18 protein-coding genes are annotated in these 17,551 nt (G+C 62.9%); 12 read left to right on the forward strand and 6 right to left on the reverse strand.

Annotation, left to right across the window (positions count from 1 at the left end; all coding sequences use genetic code 11):
* Positions 1-13 precede the first annotated feature (13 nt).
* The 5 genes from HGK27_RS30080 to HGK27_RS30100 all read right to left on the reverse strand — a co-directional run bounded on the left by HGK27_RS30080 (position 14) and on the right by HGK27_RS30100 (position 3,366).
* A complete protein-coding gene (locus HGK27_RS30080) occupies positions 14-940 on the reverse strand; it encodes an NAD(P)-dependent oxidoreductase (RefSeq protein ID WP_206245643.1) in 927 nt (308 codons plus the stop codon).
* On the reverse strand, positions 897-1,346 hold the full coding sequence (locus HGK27_RS30085) for an NUDIX hydrolase (RefSeq protein WP_206245644.1): 450 nt from the start codon (positions 1,344-1,346) through the stop codon (positions 897-899). The genes HGK27_RS30080 and HGK27_RS30085 overlap by 44 nt, the downstream gene beginning before the upstream one ends.
* Before the next feature lie 26 nt (positions 1,347-1,372).
* Complete coding sequence (maiA, locus tag HGK27_RS30090) at positions 1,373-2,032, reverse strand: maleylacetoacetate isomerase (RefSeq protein WP_206245645.1); 660 nt, start codon at positions 2,030-2,032, stop codon at positions 1,373-1,375.
* A gap of 109 nt (positions 2,033-2,141) precedes the next feature.
* Positions 2,142-2,750, reverse strand: coding sequence for a glutathione binding-like protein (locus tag HGK27_RS30095; protein WP_206245646.1), 609 nt, complete (start codon positions 2,748-2,750; stop codon positions 2,142-2,144).
* 124 nt (positions 2,751-2,874) lie between these two features.
* A complete protein-coding gene (locus tag HGK27_RS30100) occupies positions 2,875-3,366 on the reverse strand; it encodes a winged helix-turn-helix transcriptional regulator (protein WP_241127915.1) in 492 nt (163 codons plus the stop codon).
* Positions 3,367-3,458: 92 nt separating this feature from the next.
* On the opposite strand from HGK27_RS30100, the gene HGK27_RS30105 reads away from it, so the two are divergent.
* From HGK27_RS30105 to HGK27_RS30150, 10 genes are all read left to right on the forward strand, one after another.
* Positions 3,459-4,571 carry an NmrA family NAD(P)-binding protein gene (locus tag HGK27_RS30105; RefSeq protein ID WP_241127917.1) on the forward strand — a complete coding sequence of 371 codons (1,113 nt, stop codon included), beginning with the start codon at positions 3,459-3,461 and terminating at the stop codon, positions 4,569-4,571.
* 334 nt (positions 4,572-4,905) lie between these two features.
* The gene (locus HGK27_RS30110; RefSeq protein ID WP_206245648.1) at positions 4,906-5,715 is read left to right on the forward strand and encodes an AraC family transcriptional regulator; all 810 of its coding nucleotides are present in this window, start codon (positions 4,906-4,908) and stop codon (positions 5,713-5,715) included.
* 100 nt (positions 5,716-5,815) lie between these two features.
* Complete coding sequence (locus tag HGK27_RS30115) at positions 5,816-6,238, forward strand: hypothetical protein (protein ID WP_206245649.1); 423 nt, start codon at positions 5,816-5,818, stop codon at positions 6,236-6,238.
* A 3-nt stretch (positions 6,239-6,241) separates the two neighbouring features.
* Positions 6,242-7,732 carry an efflux transporter outer membrane subunit gene (locus HGK27_RS30120; protein ID WP_206245650.1) on the forward strand — a complete coding sequence of 497 codons (1,491 nt, stop codon included), beginning with the start codon at positions 6,242-6,244 and terminating at the stop codon, positions 7,730-7,732.
* Positions 7,729-9,267, forward strand: a complete 1,539-nt coding sequence (locus HGK27_RS30125; protein ID WP_206245651.1) for an MFS transporter — start codon at positions 7,729-7,731, stop codon at positions 9,265-9,267. The genes HGK27_RS30120 and HGK27_RS30125 overlap by 4 nt, the downstream gene beginning before the upstream one ends.
* A gap of 10 nt (positions 9,268-9,277) precedes the next feature.
* Positions 9,278-10,312, forward strand: coding sequence for an HlyD family secretion protein (locus HGK27_RS30130; RefSeq protein WP_206245652.1), 1,035 nt, complete (start codon positions 9,278-9,280; stop codon positions 10,310-10,312).
* Positions 10,313-10,735: 423 nt separating this feature from the next.
* A complete protein-coding gene (gene dapF, locus HGK27_RS30135) occupies positions 10,736-11,521 on the forward strand; it encodes a diaminopimelate epimerase (protein ID WP_206245815.1) in 786 nt (261 codons plus the stop codon).
* Positions 11,518-12,231, forward strand: a complete 714-nt coding sequence (locus tag HGK27_RS30140; RefSeq protein ID WP_206245653.1) for a class I SAM-dependent methyltransferase — start codon at positions 11,518-11,520, stop codon at positions 12,229-12,231. The genes dapF and HGK27_RS30140 overlap by 4 nt, the downstream gene beginning before the upstream one ends.
* A 117-nt stretch (positions 12,232-12,348) precedes the next feature.
* The gene (locus HGK27_RS30145; RefSeq protein WP_206245654.1) at positions 12,349-13,338 is read left to right on the forward strand and encodes a PhzF family phenazine biosynthesis protein; all 990 of its coding nucleotides are present in this window, start codon (positions 12,349-12,351) and stop codon (positions 13,336-13,338) included.
* A 23-nt stretch (positions 13,339-13,361) separates the two neighbouring features.
* Entirely contained in the window at positions 13,362-13,826 is a 465-nt protein-coding gene (locus tag HGK27_RS30150) for a YbaK/EbsC family protein (protein ID WP_206245655.1), read from the forward strand.
* A gap of 269 nt (positions 13,827-14,095) precedes the next feature.
* On the opposite strand, the gene HGK27_RS30155 is transcribed toward HGK27_RS30150, so the two are convergent.
* Positions 14,096-15,001, reverse strand: a complete 906-nt coding sequence (locus HGK27_RS30155; RefSeq protein WP_206245656.1) for a LysR family transcriptional regulator — start codon at positions 14,999-15,001, stop codon at positions 14,096-14,098.
* A 97-nt stretch (positions 15,002-15,098) separates the two neighbouring features.
* Between HGK27_RS30155 and HGK27_RS30160 the strand changes: the two genes are divergently transcribed.
* Both HGK27_RS30160 and HGK27_RS30165 read left to right on the forward strand, forming a co-directional pair.
* Complete coding sequence (locus HGK27_RS30160) at positions 15,099-16,289, forward strand: MFS transporter (protein WP_206245657.1); 1,191 nt, start codon at positions 15,099-15,101, stop codon at positions 16,287-16,289.
* The gene (locus HGK27_RS30165; protein ID WP_206245658.1) at positions 16,279-17,529 is read left to right on the forward strand and encodes an SGNH/GDSL hydrolase family protein; all 1,251 of its coding nucleotides are present in this window, start codon (positions 16,279-16,281) and stop codon (positions 17,527-17,529) included. The genes HGK27_RS30160 and HGK27_RS30165 overlap by 11 nt, the downstream gene beginning before the upstream one ends.
* Positions 17,530-17,551 lie beyond the last annotated feature (22 nt).

Raw genomic sequence — 17,551 nt, forward strand, 5'->3', positions numbered from 1 at the left:
GGGCCAGCAAGGCTCAAGTCTGACCGGTTTGCGCATTGCGTTCAAGCGCCCGCAAGACTGCGATCATGTCTTCGTCCCCAAGGCCAAGCCGCTCGGTCTCGCTATAAAGTCCAAGGCATGCATCCAGCAAAGGCGATGCGCTCGCCACCTCCCGCGCGGCATCGAAGACCAGCGCGCTGTTTTTCAGCACATCGCTGATCGAGGCCTGACGCGAAAAATCCCCGCTCACCAGCTTGCCGATCTTGCCGCGCGCCACATCGCTGGCCATCGGCCCGGCCTCGATGATGGCGGCCAGTTCCTTCAGATCCAGTCCGGCGCGCTGCGCGAAATGCGCCGACTCGACAAGCCCCGTCACCATGGTGATGAGAAACAGATTGACTGCCAGTTTCATGCGCAGCGCGCCGGGAACCGGACCGCAAGCGAAGGACTGGCGGATCATCGGCGCAAGCATGGGGCGGATGGCCTCGATCGCCTCCGGCTTCCCCGCCAGCATCGCCACGAGTTGCCCGGCTTTGGCAGGCTCACGCGATCCGGAGACAGGCGCCTCCACATAATGGCCCCCCGCCGCCTCGATCTCGAGACCGAGGCGCTGCGAGGAAGAAGGCTCCAGCGTGCTCATCGAGACAATGGTCCGCCCCGCCACATTCGCGCGAAACGCCAGGCTGTTACGGCCAAGCACGGCGTCACTCGCCGCGCTGTCGGACAGCATCAGGATGATCGTGCTGCATCTTGCCAGAACGTCAGCCGCGCTCTCGGCCACCAGAGCGCCTGCCGCCGCCAAGGTCTGGCATGGTTCCGGCGATCGGTTCCAGACCAGCAGAGGAACCCCGCTGGCCACAAGGTTGAGCGCCATGGGCTGCCCCATCGTGCCAAGGCCGATAAAGCCAAGCTCCGGTTCAGTCTGCACCAAGGGCAAGCCTCCATCCCTGCCGTGCCACATCGGCCACACCGAAGCTCATCGCCAGTGCCTCGCTCTCCAGCACGTCAAGCCCGTGCCAAGCCGCCTCAAGCGCATCATCGCCCGCCAAGGGTATGCCCGTCACCCATCGGCACAGCACGGCGATCAGGACGTAATGCGCGCGGGTCTCGCCCATCGAGTCCTGATCCATGGCATCGACGGCGTTAAAGACGGGGCCCGCCTCCGCCAGCACACCGGTTTCCTCAAAGAGCTCGCGCACAGCGGCCTGCTCGATGGTTTCACCAAACTCGATCTTGCCGCCCGGAAATCCCCAGAGCCCGGCGTCAGGCGGATTGGCACGGCGCACCAACAACACGGACCGATCCTTGATCACGACCGCGATGGTGGCCGGGATCGGGTGACGGATGGCGGGGTTGGGGTTCGACATCGGCATTGTCCCTTGCGGCTTAGGGTCTAATTATGCATGCGAACAGCACGATAGCCAGCCTGTTCAAAGGGATGGGCCTGAGCAAAAGCCGGGAGCGAGAAGCAGACCGCACCCAAAGCTGTCACCCTTGGGAAGGCCGTCCTATCCATACCATAGACATCCGCCAGAGCAATCTGGCCAGCGATGGCGATATCGGCGATCGTGGGCTCCGCCCCCAGAACAAAGGGAGCCGCAGGGCGCAGGGTCAGGAACCGCTCATAGGCGGCAAGGCCCTCACCCGTCCAATGTCGGCACCACGCCTCGATGGCTGCGGGATCTGCACCGAAGGTCTCTGCCAGATGGCTGCGCACGCGCGGCACGGTCAAAGGATGAACGTCTGCCGCCAGAATCATCGCCAGAGAACGGGCATAGGCTCGCTCCCGCGAATCTTCGGGGAGCAAGCGGGGCTGCGGCGCGATGTCCTCAAGATATTCGATGATAGCCAGTGACTGGGACAGCGCATGGCCATCATGCATCAGCGTGGGGACCATATGCGCGGCATTCACCTGCGCATAAGCAGGATCGAACTGGTCGCCCGACAAAAGATCGACATCGATCTCCTCGAAAGCCAGGCCTTTGAGAGCCAGCGCGACGCGAACACGAAATGCCGCATTCGAACGCCAAAAACCGTAGAGTTGAAATGTCATGAGAAATCCTCGACTTGCTGAAGGCAATCTAGCGCGCCAATCGCGATCAGTGCCATAACCGTCTGGCAAGCGTGGTTTGCGAAACTGCAGAGAGCTTGGCAGCCTCGCCTTATCCGTGTCGCGCCAGGGCAGCCACCATGGCTGGTCTGGCGGCGATACGCTCCAGATAGGCCGCCAGCGCAGGCCAGGGCTCCAGATCGATACCCTTGCCCGGCGCCCAGCGCGCTATGGCAAAGCAATAGGCATCGGCTGCGTGGAAGGTATCGCCGAGCAGATACTCATGCTCGCGAAGATGCGCATCGAGATAATCGAACCGCTGCGCAATGCGGGATCGGGCCACAGCAGCGGCCTGCTCACCATATTCCGGATGGAAGAGCCAGGGGCTGAAGCTCTTGTGCAACTCCGTTGCGATGAAGGTCAGCCATTCGAGGCCGCGATAACGGTCGGTCATCAGACGCGCTCGATCAACCTCTGATGCATGACTGCGGTCGGCCAGATAAGTCAGGATGGCCACACCTTCGGTCAGGGCATGGCCTTGCTCGGGCAACAGCACCGGAACATAGCCCTTGGGATGGATGGTGCTGAAATCAGTACCATCCTGCAGGCGATGAGGCGCGGTTCTGATATCCACCTTCTCAAGATCGAGATGCAGTTTCCCTTCTTCCGCAACGATAAGGACCGCAAGCGAACAGGCACCGGGCGCATAATAGAGTTTCATGAGCATCCTCCATCCAGAGTGCCTCCCATCATAACAAGGCAGCCTGCAGAGGACATTTTCCATTCGGCAAAATCATTTTGGCATCATGCAACCCCGTAGAGCGGCTTGGCCTTGGCAGCTTGTTTCAAGGGCTTTTCCGGCTGGCTCTTTCATCCGCGCCACGCTCGATCCGCCAATGCATGATCTCATCGCCGCCCGGCCCTGCCTCGATCCTCATATCGGGCGCGTGGCCGGGCTGATGGGCACCCATGACTGTCAGCGTGAGCCTCACATCCTGACCCGAACTTGCATCGACAAAGCGCAGCGGCGCCTCCTGCCCGCTGGAACGCCGCCATGTGTCGCCGACCTGCACCATGGCCATCACGACCAGAGACAGATCACGCCCCTTGGGAGTTGGCACATAGTCGAAGCGGTCCGGGCGCGTCTGATACTGCCGACGCTCGATCAGCCCTGAAAGCTCCAGTTCTTTCAGCCGCGCCGACAGCGTGGCATTCGTCGCGCCGGACGAGCGCTGCAGATCATCGTAGCGCGTCAGGCCAAGCAACAGGTCGCGCATGATGATCGCACCCCAGCGATCCACCATGGCCCCCATCACCTCGGCCATCGAACAGGCCATTCCCTCAAATCCCTTGGAACGCATCGCCAAAACAGCCTTTCACGCATTAACTCTCATAATAAGAGTTGATATACTCTCATTATGAGAGTTAAATGCGCATCTCGCAAGCGATTGGAGTCGGCATGCAAAACATCTCTCGAATTTTCGTGATTGGCGCGACCGGTGCGCAGGGCTTGCCAGTGGTGCGTGGCCTGGTGGAAGACGGTCGCTATTCCGTGCTCGCGCTGACGCGCGATGCGAGATCGCCGCGCGCGAAAGCACTCGCCGCGCTGGGAGAGGTTGAGTTTCTGGAAGGGTCTTTTGCCGACGAAGCAGTGCTGCGCGAGGGTTTTCGCTCCTGCGAAGGGGCCTACATTAATATTGATGGTTTTAACGCTGGCGAAAAGACGGAGACCTATTGGGCAATCCGCTGCTACGAACTTGCACTTGAAGAAGGCGTGGCCTTCTTCGTCTATGGCAACCTCGACTACACGCTCAAGAAATCCGGCTATCGCTCGATGTTTCGCACCGGGCACTATGACGGCAAGGGCCGGGTAGGTGACTGGATTCTAATTCAAAATCAGGCCAATGGCGACCGCATGGGCACCGCCCTGCTCACCACTGGCCCCTATATCGAAATGGCCTTTTCAGGCGGAACGCCAATGACGCCTAGGATCGAGGATGGAGTCCTGACTTGGCGTGTGCCGCTTGGCGACGGCGCCGTGGTGCATGTCGCGCTTGACGACTTCGCTTATTACGCGCGCTGGCTCTTCGACAACCGTGATCGCGCCAATGGTATGGATCTCGAGGTCGGGATTGCCGACATAGGCTACGGCGAGCTGGCCGAGGCATTCAAACGCGTAACAGGCCACCCAGCACGCTTCGTCGACATCGATCTCGAAACCTATTTTTCTCGCATTCCTACCCTCGCCCAACAGCCTGCTGGGTATAATGCCGATCCTGCCGACAAGAGCACGATGAGTTTCCAGGACAATTTTACCGGCTTCTGGAATCAGTGGAAGCACAGGATCATCACCCGTGACTACGCTTTGCTGGACGAGATCCACCCGCAACGGATCAGAAGCGCCGAGGACTGGATCAGGCGCGCGGAACAACGCGCAAAAGAAGACGGTTCAGAAGCGCTCTGGCAACGGGTACAGCCAGAGACATTGCCGCAGCGGCCAATCCTAAAGCTGAGCGAAGACGGGCGGCAAGGCATCCTCTGACCATTGCACTCGGCATGGGTTCTGATGGCGTTTGTCATGGGGCCTATGCCGAGCTTGCAGTTCCGGCTGAGAGCCAATTATGTTCTAACACCCAGTTGCAAATCGCGATAACGAGGATATTTCTTACATTCGATGTCTTCCCTATCCGACCGAACATCGATTCCCATGCTCTCGCGTAAATTTGTCGGCCACCCAAGGCAATTCTTTCTTCATCGCCGAGTCGTTCGGACATCGATTTATTTTCATTAAATTTTATCCCTTGGCAGCGTGATATTGTCATTCGTGATATAGATTCATACCTCGGGAAATGGATGAATCACATCGGAACCATTTCATGCGGACGAACAAAGATCCCGAAGACGCGTTTGAAGACTATAACCTCCTGCGGCCGATTTCCTCGATGGTTGTAAAGCAGGGTTGGGAAAAGGATCGGCATGCTCATCGCCGTTCCCAGCTTCTGGTCTCTGTCAGAGGCCTCATCACATGCGAGGTCGAGAACGGTCTCTGGCTTGTTCCTTCGCACAATGCCTTGTGGATTCCTCCAGGGATCGACCATAGTGTGCGCTGCACGGGCGACGTCGAAATCTATCTCGTCTTCATGGATGAAGCCGTCATCTCGGCCCTGCCCGGACAATGCTGCACACTGGGAATCTCACCGCTGCTACGTGAACTCGTCCGCGCCGTGTCGCAATTGCCACCTCTTTATGACGAGGCGGGCCCTCCTGCCCCACTCATCCAGACGATGCTGAACGAATTAGCCGTTGCGCCCGTCGAGCAACTGTATTTGCCTGTTCCGGCCGATCAGCGACTGCGCAATGTCGCAGAAGCGTGGACAGCCGAACCAGCAGACCGCACGAAGCTGGGTGGCTGGGCATCGCGGATCGGCATGAGCGAGCGCAGCCTGTCCCGCCTCGTTCTAGAACAGACTGGCATGTCCTTCATACGCTGGCGACAGCAGTTTCAGATCATGCTGGCTCTGGAGCGGCTTACGCGCGGCGTGAGCGTTCAGACCATCGCGTTCGACCTTGGTTATGAAACCCCGAGCGCTTTCATCGCAATGTTTCGCAAAATCCTTGGCGCTTCACCCAATCGCTATCTGGCCCAAGTCGAGAAGCGGTCCCGGCGTGCCTCGTCGCCTTACTGATTTTGGCGAGATCGAGCGATATAATGGCTCATTGCGGCGATCCGGGCGAGGAATTTGACGGTAAATGCATGTACATCGCAAATTCACTGGATTGCACGATATGCACCTGAAAGCTCATGCCTTTCCGATCGTCCGGATGGACTTTGATCAAGATAGTCCTGGCGGACTGGATGAAAGCCTTGCCACATTCGAGGCCCTGCTGGCTCGACGCCAGGAGTTCGTCCTGATCGGTCGCGGCGCTAACCGGCAGGAGCAGGACCACGAGGAACGCAAGACGCTCGCGATCTGGATGAAGAGGCACCGTGACTCACTTCGGAGTTACGTGTTGGCTCTCGTCTATGTCGCGCCCGAGGCCGACGACCGCCTCGCCGCCGAGGCTGGCGCTGCCACTTATGAGAAATTCTGGGGCTATCCGATGCTGGTGACAGCCAATGACGCAGAAGGCCTCGCCATGGCCGGCTGCCTTCTCGCCGGAGAGTCAATCAGCGTCGCCACGCGTACGCACCAGCAGGCGGATCGCTGATCCATGCGCGCCCTCCGCATTCTGGTGTCTGGCCTGATGCTGGCCGGCAGCGGCTGCACACTCGGTCCCAATCACACCCCGCCCCCTGCCCTGACCCCACCCGATGCCACACAGTCCGCCGCTCAGGCCATGCTGGGGCAGGAGGGCACGATCAGCGCCGCCTGGTGGCAGAGCTTCCATGATCCGGTGCTCGACCGGCTCGAAGCGCAGACGCTGGACGGCAATCTCGATCTGGCCGAGGCGACGGCGCGGATCGGGAGCGCCCGGGCGCAAGACCACATGGCGGGCGCCATCGGACGCCCTCACATCGCTGGAAACAGTTCCTATCAGCGCGAACGAGCCAGCCCGAAAGGCATCCTCGCGCTGACCGGCGCGGGGAGCCCTGCCCCCTCCGCTGCAGGCGGTGGTGACCCTTTCGGCACCTCCACCTTGCCGCCCGGTTCGAAATCGGATGATTATGATCTGTTCCAGGCTGGCTTCGACGCCAGCTGGGAACTGGACCTGTGGGGCAAGGCGCGCCGCATCCGCGAGGCGAGCCGCGCCGAGGCACAAGAAGCGGTGCTTCAGCGCGATGCCGTCCGCATTTCATTGAGCGCCGAGGTCGCAAGGACCTATATGCGGCTGCGCGGCGCCGAAGCGCGCCTGACGATCTTGCGTGACAACCGCAAGGCCGTCGCCGCCGGGGAGCGTATCGCCCAGCGCCGCCTGTCGAGCGGAGCCTCGACACGCTTCGATGCCGCGACCGCAGGCGCTCAACTCGCCGCGATCGATGCCCAGCTGCCCCTGGCCGAACGTGAAGCCGCACAGGCACGCAATGCGCTGGCGCTTCTGGCAGGGCTTGAGCCGCATGGTCTCGATGCAGTGCTGGCTGGTCCTGAAACGGCCAGTGTGCAAGCCACCGCGCTTCCCGAAGGCCTGCCTTCCGACCTTGCCCGCCATCGCCCGGACATCAAGGCGGCAGAAGCAGCCCTGCATGCCGCCACAGCCCGGATCGGCGCGGCAAAGGCCGATTTCTACCCATCCATCACGCTGAGCGGCAGCTTTGGCCTGCAATCGGTCACGGCGGCGGATTTCCCTTTGTGGAACGCGCGCCAGTTCGTGGCCGGGCCTGTGCTGTCCTTGCCGATCTTTCAGGGTGGCCGCCTCAAAGGGCGGCTCGAACTGGCGCAGTCAGAGCAGAAAATTGCCGCCTTGCGCTATCGTGAAACAGTGCTGCGCGCTTGGCACGAGATCGACGATGCGCTGGAGATACTCCGCACAGCCGACGCCAGATTGACCGCAACCACTGAAGGCGTGGCGCAAAGCCGCGCTGCCGCCCATGTCTCCGAACGCCGCTATGGCGCGGGCGCAACTGGCTATGTTGATGTTCTTGTCGCCGAAAGGGCGCGACTCGACCGGGAGGCGGAATGGATTGACGCCCGCGCCGAACGCGCCATTGCGATCACGGCGCTGTACAAGGCTCTGGGTGGCGGCTGGGCGCCTCCATCGGCATGACGGCGGCGGCATCTGTCGCCGGCGCGGCACGCGCTGCCGATGCGGGGCAAGCCGTTGCTGTGGCGCCAGTCTGGGACCTCCGTCTGGCGACAGGCCTTGCCGGCATTCTGATTGCCGCGATGATGTCGGGCCTCAACGACCGGGTGACCGGTGTGACCTTGACCGATGTCGCGGGAGCAAGAGGTCTCGCAGGCGACGATGCCCATTTGCTCGGCACCATCTACGCCGCCACCCAGCTTGGTGCCATGCCGATCGCATCATGGTTTGCCGCCACCTTTTCGCTGCGCCGCTTTCTGCTGGCGATCACGCTGGTCTTTCTGACCTCTGCCCTGCTGCTGCCGCTGGCCCCGAACTTCGGCTGGTTGCTGGCGCTGCGCGCCGTTCAGGGGGTGGCGGGCGGGGCAATGGTCCCGCTGCTGATGGGAGCAGCACTGCGCTTTCTTCCACCCGCGATCAAGCTGCAGGGGTTGGGCTTCTACTCGCTGACCGCCACCTTCTCGCCCAATCTGGCCCTGTGGTTCGCCGCAAGCTGGATGGATGGCTGGAACGACTGGCGACTGACCTATTGGCAGGTGATCCCGGTCGGGCTGATCGTGCTGGCCATGGTGGGCTGGGGCCTGCCGCAGGACCCGGTGAAGCCTGAAAGGCTGCGCGAGATCGATGGGCTGGGTCTGGCGAGCGGCCCGCTCGGCCTGATGCTGCTGGCCTTCGTGGCCGAAGAGGGCGAAAGGCTCGACTGGTTCCATTCACCCCTCATCCTCGGCGCTTTGCTCGCCAGTGCCGCGTTGATCGGAATCTTCATCCTCAGCGAATGGCATCACCCCCAGCCCTTCATGAAGCTTCAGATGTTGTCGCGCCGCAATTTCTGGCTGGGCCTGCCGCTTTTCATCGGCATCCTCATGGTGGTGGTCGCCAGTTCGCTGCTGCCCGCCGCCCATCTGGCCGAAGTCCAGCATTTCCGCCCGCTGCAGATCGCACCCATCGGCCTGATCATCAGCCTGCCGCAAATCCTGCTGGCGCCGCTCGTGTCCGCCCTGCTGTATCATCGCTGGGTCGATGCGCGCCATGTGATTGCCATGGGTCTGGCGCTGATCGCCACATCATGCTGGCTGGGCGCGCAGGTCACCGATGGCTGGATGGTTCGTGAGTTCTGGCTGGCCCAGGCCTGCCAGATGATCGGCCAACCGCTGGCCCTCGTGCCCTTTCTTTATGTCTCGGTCAGCACGCTGCTCTCACCGGCCGAGGGCGCGCTTTATGCTGGCCTCATCAACACGCTCAAGACGCTGGCCAGCGTGATCGGCGCGGCGCTTGTCGAGCGGCTGCTGGTCACCGGCACGGCGGCCCATCTCAGCATCCTTGCCGATCGCGCCGGGAGACTGGCTCAGCACGAGATTCCTGCGCTGTCCGAAACACAGGCCATCACCGGTGCCATCGCCGATGCCTATGGGCTCGCAGCCTGCCTCGCCGCGCTGCTGATCATCCCCACCCTTTCGCTCAAGCATGTTCCACCGCCGCCCCCGGCGAAGAAAGTCTAGGACAAAGATCATGCCCATGCCCCTTCCCGCCAAGATCGCCATCGGCGCTCTCGCCGCCGTTGCCCTGATGGGCGCCACCTGGTCGGCTGCCCATGATGAGGGCAGCGCAACCGCCCAGACCACCGATGACGCCTATGTGCTGGCTGATTCAAGCACAGTGGCCCCCCGCATCTCGGGCCAGATCGCCCGCGTGCTGGTGACCGACAATCAGACGGTCCGCCAAGGAGACCTGCTGGCCACGCTTGACGACCGCGATTACAAGGTCGCTCTGGCCTCAGCGCAAGCCGAACTGCATGCCGCGCAGGCCAGAGCCGAGAGCCTGCAGCGGCAGTTGGTCCGTCAGGATGATGTGATCGAACAGGCCCGCGCCGCCACCCAGGCCGATGCTGCGGCCGTCATGCTCTCGCAAGCCAATGCCGGGCGCTATCGCGACCTTGCCCGCGACGGATCGGCCAGCCGTCAGGAACAGCAGGAGGCCGACAGCCGCCTCGCCTCCGATCAGGCCGCCAGCCGGCGCGATCAGGCAGGCCATGGCGCCGCCCGCGCCCAGATGCCGGTGCTGCGCGCGCAATGGGAGGAGGCGCAGGCCGTCATCGCCCGGGCACAGGCCGCCGTCGATACGGCAGCCCTCAACCTCTCCTATACGCAGATCCATGCGCCGGTGGATGGGATCGTTGGCCAGCGCACGCTGCGGGTTGGCAATTATGTCCAGTCCGGCACGCCCCTGCTGGCCGTGGTGCCCGTGCGGCTGGCCTATGTCGAGGCGCGCTATCGGGAAACGCAATTGGTCCGCATGCATCCGGGCCAGCGCGTGACCTTCCGCCTCGATGCCGCACCCGATGTGACCTTTACCGGGCATGTTGAAAGCATTGCTCCAGCTTCAGGCGCCTCTTTTGCCGTGATCGCGCCCGAGAATGCCACGGGCAATTTCACCAAGATCACCCAGCGCCTTCCCGTGCGCATCGCGATCGACCCGGCGCAACCCGGGCTCGATCGCCTGCGGGTCGGCATGTCGGTCGTGCCGACCGTGTTGACAGACAGTTGAAGGACCTTTCGCCTGTCTGCATGCATAGAACTGCCTTTCGGGAAAGGAGCCAGACCCTTGCCAAGATCATCACCCTCCATTCTGCGCCGCTGGTCCTCACGCATCAGGACTGCGGATCGCGAAGCCTATGTCCACTATATCGCGCAGACCGGCATTCGGGATTACGCCGCAACGCACGGCAATCTGGGCTGTGAAATGCTGGCGCGCGATCTGGGCGATGGATCGACCGAGGTCACGACCCTGAGCTGGTGGCCCTCCATGGACGCGATCCGCGCCTTTGCCGGCGCGGAGGTAGCCAAAGCGCGCTATTATCCCGAGGATGAGCATTTCCTGCTCGAACGCCCTGATGAGGTGGAGCATCATCACATCGTCGCGCGGGCGGCTGGTGGTGATGGCGGCGGTCGCCCGCTCGCCTTTGAGAAGATGCATGCCAATGGCGATGATTTCGTGCTGATCGACCTGCGCGGCAGCGACATGGCGATCAATCCGGAGCTTGTCCGGCTGATGGGCGATCGCCAGCGCGGGATCGGCTTCAACCAGCTCGCCACGCTTGCCGATTGCACCGATGCAACGGCAAGTTTGTCCTTCTGGAACGCGGATGGCTCACCGCTGGACGCCTGCGGCAGTGCGACGCGGGGTGCCGCGCTGAAGCTGATGGAGGAAATCGGCTCAGATGTTGTGACCGTCAGAACCGCGCGCGGATTGCTGGCCTGTTCGCGGGACGGAGATGGCCTGATTGCCGTCGATATGGGCAAGCCCTCGCTCGACTGGGCCGATGTGCCGATGGCCAAAGCCATGGACACGCTGATCCTGCCGCTCGATGGCGCGCCTGCTGCCTGCAGCATGGGCAATCCGCATTGCACTTTCTTCGTCGAGGACGCCGAGGCGGTCGCTCTCGATATCTTCGGCGCGGCCATCGAGAACCACCCGTTGTTCCCGCAAGGGGTGAATGTGCATGTGGTACAGGTCATCGATCCTGCCCATATCCGTCTGCGGATCTGGGAGCGCGGCGCGGGCCTATCCCCCGGTTCGGGGTCCTGCGCCTGCGCGGCGGTCGTCAATGGCATTCGGCGCGGCTTGCTCGGCCCCCGCGTTGCGGTGCAATGCGATGGCGGCATGCTCCATGTCGCATGGCGTGGCGAAGGCGTGCTGCTGACCGGCCCGGTGGAGCGCAGCCATAGCGGCGTCTGCGCCGGGAGCCGGTCATGACTCAGCCATCAACCCCCGCGCAGAAATTCGACCCGCTTCGGGCCGGAGAATACCAGACACAGAGCAGGATCGCCCTTGCCGGATACGATGCCTGCCATGATCTGGCGGCCTGCATGATAGCGGCCTCGCTTGGCAATCCCGCGCAAGCGCATATGCTCATTGTGGGCGCAGGCGGGGGCGGTCAGGAAATCGTCGCGGCAAACCGGCTGGGGCCGGATTGGCACTTCACCGCCGTGGACCCGTCTCCGCCAATGATGGACCTTGCCGTGGAGCAATTGACTCAGGCGGGACTGGCGGCGCGAACCCATTTCCATCTCGGCTATGTCGATGACCTGCCGGAGGGGCAGCAGTTTGACGCCGCAACGCTGATCGGTGTTCTTCATCACCAGCCCGGAGACGAGGCCAAACGACGGTTGCTGGCCTCGATTGCCGATCGTCTGGCGCCCGGCGCACCGCTGATCGTGGCGGGAAATCGCCTGGCCTATGCCGAGCATCCGCTGTTGCTTTCGGCATGGGGCGAACGCTGGCGGATGCATGGTGCCACCGCCGAAGAGGTTCACGCCAAGCTGGGCAAGATTTTGGAAGGCGCCGACCCTCCCGCTTCGGAAGAGAAAGTGGCCCAACTGCTCAGGGATGCCGGCTTCGGCCAACCGACATGGTTCTTCTCCAGCCTTTTCTGGGGAGCGTGCCTTGCCAGACGTCAGGGTTAGATCGGATAGGCGAGAGAGCAGCACCATCATGTCATGCACCGATGGGGGCGAATGCCCCATGTTACGGCAACCGCGCTGGCGCCAGCTTCCACCTCACAAAACAGAGGGACGATACATATGCTGGCACAAAGGCGGGGCATTCTGGCTGCATCAGGCGCGGTCATTGGCGCCATGGCTGTAGGAACCGGCGCAAGCCCGGCCCCTGTCACAGGGCGGCCCTATGAGGTCTATGATGTGTTCACCGACAGGCCGCTCAGTGGCAATCCAGTAGCGGTGTTCACCGCTCCCGAGGGGCTGTCGCCGGATATGATGATGGCGATGACGCGTGAGATCAACTATTCGGAATGCACCTTTATATTCCCGGCGACCCTGCCCGGATGTGATATCCAGATCCGCTTTTTCGCGATGAACAGCGGTGCGGAAATCCCCATTGCGGGCCACCCCACCATCGGGACAGTGTTCTCTCTGGCAGAGCGCGGGCTGATCCCTGCCGGGCGTCCCTCGATCACGCTGCAACTGGGGGTCGGCCCCACCCGCGTCGATCTGGAGTGGCAAGGCGGGCGCCTGCGCTTTGCCTGGATGCAGCAGCAGAAACCCGGGCTGGATGCTTCCATCAGCGATCGGGCTGCGGCTGCCGCTGCCATGGGACTGACGATGGGTGATTTGGCCGATGCGCCAATCCAGCAAGTGTCCTGCGGGGCGGCCTTTCTGATGTTCCCGGTCAAAACCCGCGCCGCTGTGGACAGGGCCCAGCTCGATCGCGCCGCGATGGGTCGGCTGATCGACGCGGCAGGGCTGATCCGACGCGGGGTGATGATCTTCTCGCAACAGCCGGGCGGCGATGACGCCACCGTCTACAGCCGCATGCTGGGCTTCGGCGTGACCGAGGATGCCGCGACGGGCAATGCCAGCGGTCCGCTGGCAGCCTATCTCGTCACCCATGGGCTGGTGCCGCCCGGGCAGGCCGGGCACATGATCAGCCGTCAGGGTGTGCATATGCAGCGGCCCAGCCGCGTGCATATGGCGACGCGAAGGAATGGCGACAGCCTGTCGGTCATGATCGGCGGCAGCGCTGTCAAATCCGCTGAGGGACGAATGTTCGTCTGAGCTTGTAGAAAGAGAGGCAGAGTATGGACATGATCGCAAGGGTACGTGAAGCGCTGCTGGCCGCTGGTCACCCGGACAGCATCGCACAGTTCCCCGCTGGCACGCATAGCGCCGCTGACGCCGCAGCGGCGGTGGGCTGCTCGGTTGCGCAGATCGCCAAATCCATCGTCTTTCGCGCTGATGATGCCATCGTGTTGGTGGTCGCCTCGGGCGCTAACCGGATCGACCGGGGCAAGGTGGGGGCGGTGCTCGGCCTCAAGGTGAAGAACGCCGATCCCGTCTGGGTCGAGGAGAGGACCGGTTTTGCCGTGGGCGGCGTCTCCCCCATCGGCCATCCGTGCCCCGTCACCGTCGTGATGGACCGCGATCTGTTGCAGCACGATATGGTCTGGGCGGCGGCCGGATCGCCCACGCATACGTTCAGCACCACGGCGCCTCAACTGATCGCGCTGACATCAGGACTGGTGGCGGATGTCCGGCAGGACTGAACCGTTAGAGCCCAACCCTAGGATCGTTGGATGAGGACTAGAGCAGATCTCGATTGGGATGAATCGCACGGAGATCCTTTGAGCGATGTTCTGAACCTTGTGCCCTTCTGGCAAACTCACCCGGTGCCACGAGCCCGCCGGGTTCGAGGGAAGCCCGAAAGTCCAGCCTCAGGCGGTCCCACCTTGGGAGCAGTGCAATTGAAAGCGGAACGCGGTGGGCACGCGCAAGTATTGGTCGCCGTTGGACTCAAAGTGCGGATTCAGGTGTTTTATTCCACCCTTCCACGTTCGGCCAGAAAATCCAATACAGCGCGCACGCGCGAAGGAAGCGGGCCGCCCTGCCCTACATGGATCGCGTGGAACTCTTCACGATCGCCCGGGTTCAGATGATCGAGCACAGGAACCAGACGGCCTGCGGCGATATCGTCGCGGATCATGAAACCGGCAAGACGGGCAATGCCGGCCCCGCCGAGGGCGAGCTGGCGCAAGGCTTCGCCGTCACTCGCCTGAACCGGTCCGACAACAGGAACGACAACCGTCTGGCTATCCCTCTTCATCGGCCAGCCATCGACGGTACGTGAGTAGCTGAAGCCGATGCGAGCGTGATCATCAAGATCTTCGATCGTCCTGGGTTGGCCGGACCGGGCGAGATAGGCCGGCGCCGCCACGATCCTCATCGTCGTCGCGCCGAGCCTGCGCGCAATCAGACTGGAACTCTTGAGCGGCCCGGCGCGCACGGCCACGTCGATCCGCTCCGTCAGCAGGTCGACGACCGTGTCGGTTTGGATTAGGTCCAGCGTCACGCCTGGGTAGCGCTGCAGGAACTCCGGGAGGATGGGCGCGAGGATATGGGTGCCGTAGGACGCACTCGTGTTGAGGCGGATGCGGCCGATCGGCTGCTCGCCGGCACCCGCGCTGCGTTCTGCATCGGCGATATCGGCCAGAATGCGCTTCGTGCGCTCGTAGAAGGCGCAGCCTTCCGGCGTAAGTTGGAACGCCCGCGTTGAGCGGTTGACCAACCTCGTACCAAGGCGGGACTCCAGCCGGGCGACAAGCTTGCTGACCGCTGAAGGCGTCATGCGGCAGACGCGGGCAGCCGCGGAGAAGCCTCGGTGCTCCACGACAGAGGCGAACACCTCCATCTCCCCAGTGCGGTTGATATCAGATCGCGCCATTGGTCGTTCAATTCACAAATGATGTTACTTGCGGCATACTATATCACTCGAGAGAGGTGGTCTATCTCCATCAAGCTTGCAAACAGTGAGACAGATCATGCCGTTGGCGCTCTATGCCTTGACGGCCGGAGCCTTCGGCATCGGCGTCACCGAATTCGTCATCATGGGGTTGCTGCTCCAGGTCAGTGCCGACCTGCATGTGAGTATCGCGGCCGCGGGATTGCTGATCTCCGGCTATGCTCTGGGCGTCGTCGTCGGCGCGCCTGTGCTGACCGTGTTGACCGCGAAGTGGCCGCGAAAGACCATCCTGCTAGCGTTGATGGCAATCTTCATCGCCGGCAACGCGGCCTGTGCGCTGGCACCGACCTATGGTTTCCTGATGGCAGCCCGCGTGCTGACCGCGCTGGCGCACGGCACTTTTTTTGGCGTCGGCTCGGTGGTGGCTACCGGCCTCGTTGCTGATGACCGCAAAGCTTCGGCTATCGCCGTGATGTTCACCGGTTTGACCGTCGCCAACATCCTCGGCGTGCCGCTCAGAACCTGGATCGGTCAACATCTCGGCTGGCGCGCGACCTTCGTCGCTGTGACGCTGACCGGCCTTGCCGCCTTCGCGGTCATTGCAGCCCTGGTTCCCCGGGACGGCGCGGCGCCAGAGGCGAGCGACTGGCGGGCGGATCTGGCAGCCATCCTCCGTGTGCCTGTTCTGCTTGGTTTGCTGACCACCGTCCTCGGCTATGCCGGTGTCTTTGCGGTGTTCACCTACATCGCGCCGATGCTGACCCGGATCAGTGGGTTTCAGGAGCCGGCGGTCGCGCCGATCCTGCTGGTGTCCGGCGGGGGGCTCGTCGTGGGTAATCTGCTGGGTGGCCGGCTCGCCGATCGCGGCCTGCTCGCCACCGTGTTCGGGACGCTGGCCGTGCTGGCGCTGGTGCTGGCGGCCATGACGCCGGGCCTCCCTTCGCCGGCGGCGGCGGTCGTGCTGACGGGCATGCTGGGCGCCGCCGGCTTCGCGACTGTAGCGCCGCTTCAGATGTGGGTGCTATCACGAGTGCAAGGCACGAGCCGGAGCCTCGCGTCCTCCTTCAACATCGCAGCATTCAATCTGGGCAACGCGATCGGCGCCTGGGCGGGCGGCATGGTCATCGACCACGGTCCCGGACTGACCTTCGTTCCGATTGTTGCCGCAGCCTTTCCTTTGGCGGCGATCGGCGCCGCGGCGCTGGCGGCGGGATTGAACCGCAGCCGCCGTACCAACCCGATCACGGAGCTCAATTCCCATGTCCGTTAAGATGCCCCGGCGATTGTCCGCTCTCCTTGCCGTGACAGCGGCCTTCCTTTGCCCGGCTGTGGCACTGGCACAGAACCCGAGTTGGGTCGGGACCTGGATGGCAAGCCCGCAACCGGTCTGGAATGCGAACTTCGCCTTCCCGACCAAGATTCCTGCCAGTGTTAAGGACAAAACCTTCCGCCAGATCGTCCGGATCGGCCTCGGCGGTTCACAAGTTCGCCTCGTGTTTTCCAACACCTATGGCGATGCGCCGTTCCGGATCGGCGCGGCGAGTGTCGCGCTGACGGGTTCCGGCAGCGCTTCCGTCGAAGGCGTGCTGCATGCCGTCACGTTCGGCGGACAGACAGCAGCCGTCATTGCCCCCGGTACGCAACTAATCAGCGATCCGATCGCGATGCCGGTCGCCGATCAGGCGCGCCTTGCTGTCTCCGCCTGGCTTCCGGACGAAACGCCGCTCAGAACCTTCCACTGGGATGGTCGCCAGAGCGCCTGGTTCGCTGATGGCGATCTCACCCAATCATCGACCTTTCCGACGAACGAGCGGACCGACGCCCGCATCCTGCTGAGCGAGGTTTTGGTCGACGCTGCCAATACTGGAGCGGTGGTTGTGATCGGAGATTCAATCACCGATGGAAATGGCGCGACGGTCGACGCCGATACCCGCTGGCCCGACTTCCTCAGCCGGCGCATTGCGCCCCACCACGTCGCGATCCTCAATGCCGGCATTTCCGGCGCCCGTCTGCTCGAAGACAAAATGGGCGTGAACGCCCTCGCCCGCCTCGATCGTGACGTGTTCGCCCAGCCCGATGTGAAGGCGATCATTCTGCTGATCGGCATCAACGACATCGCCTGGCCCGGCACCGCTTTTGCGCGCAAGCAGGACCGGCCAACCGCCGACGCGATGATCGCCGGATACCGTCAGATCATCGAGCAGGCCCACACGCGTCATATCCGGGTGATCGGGTCGACATTGACACCCTTCGCAGGCGCGCTCTCCGGCACGCCGCTCGGCGACTATTTCAGCCCGGAGAAGGACCTGCTTCGCCAGGAGATCAACCGCTGGATTCGCACGAGCGGCGCATTCGACGCGGTGGTCGATTTCGACAAACTGCTGCGCGATCCGGCCCACCCCGAGCGGATCGCGCCCGCCTTCGATTCCGGCGATCATCTTCACCCCGGCGACAAGGGCAATGCAGCGATGGCGGACGCCATCGACCCGCGCACGCTGCTGGGTCGCTGAACACCTCCTCCCCGTCCTAAGG

Origin of the sequence: Novosphingobium terrae (assembly GCF_017163935.1) — a bacterium.
In the GTDB taxonomy this organism is placed as follows: domain Bacteria; phylum Pseudomonadota; class Alphaproteobacteria; order Sphingomonadales; family Sphingomonadaceae; genus Novosphingobium; species Novosphingobium terrae.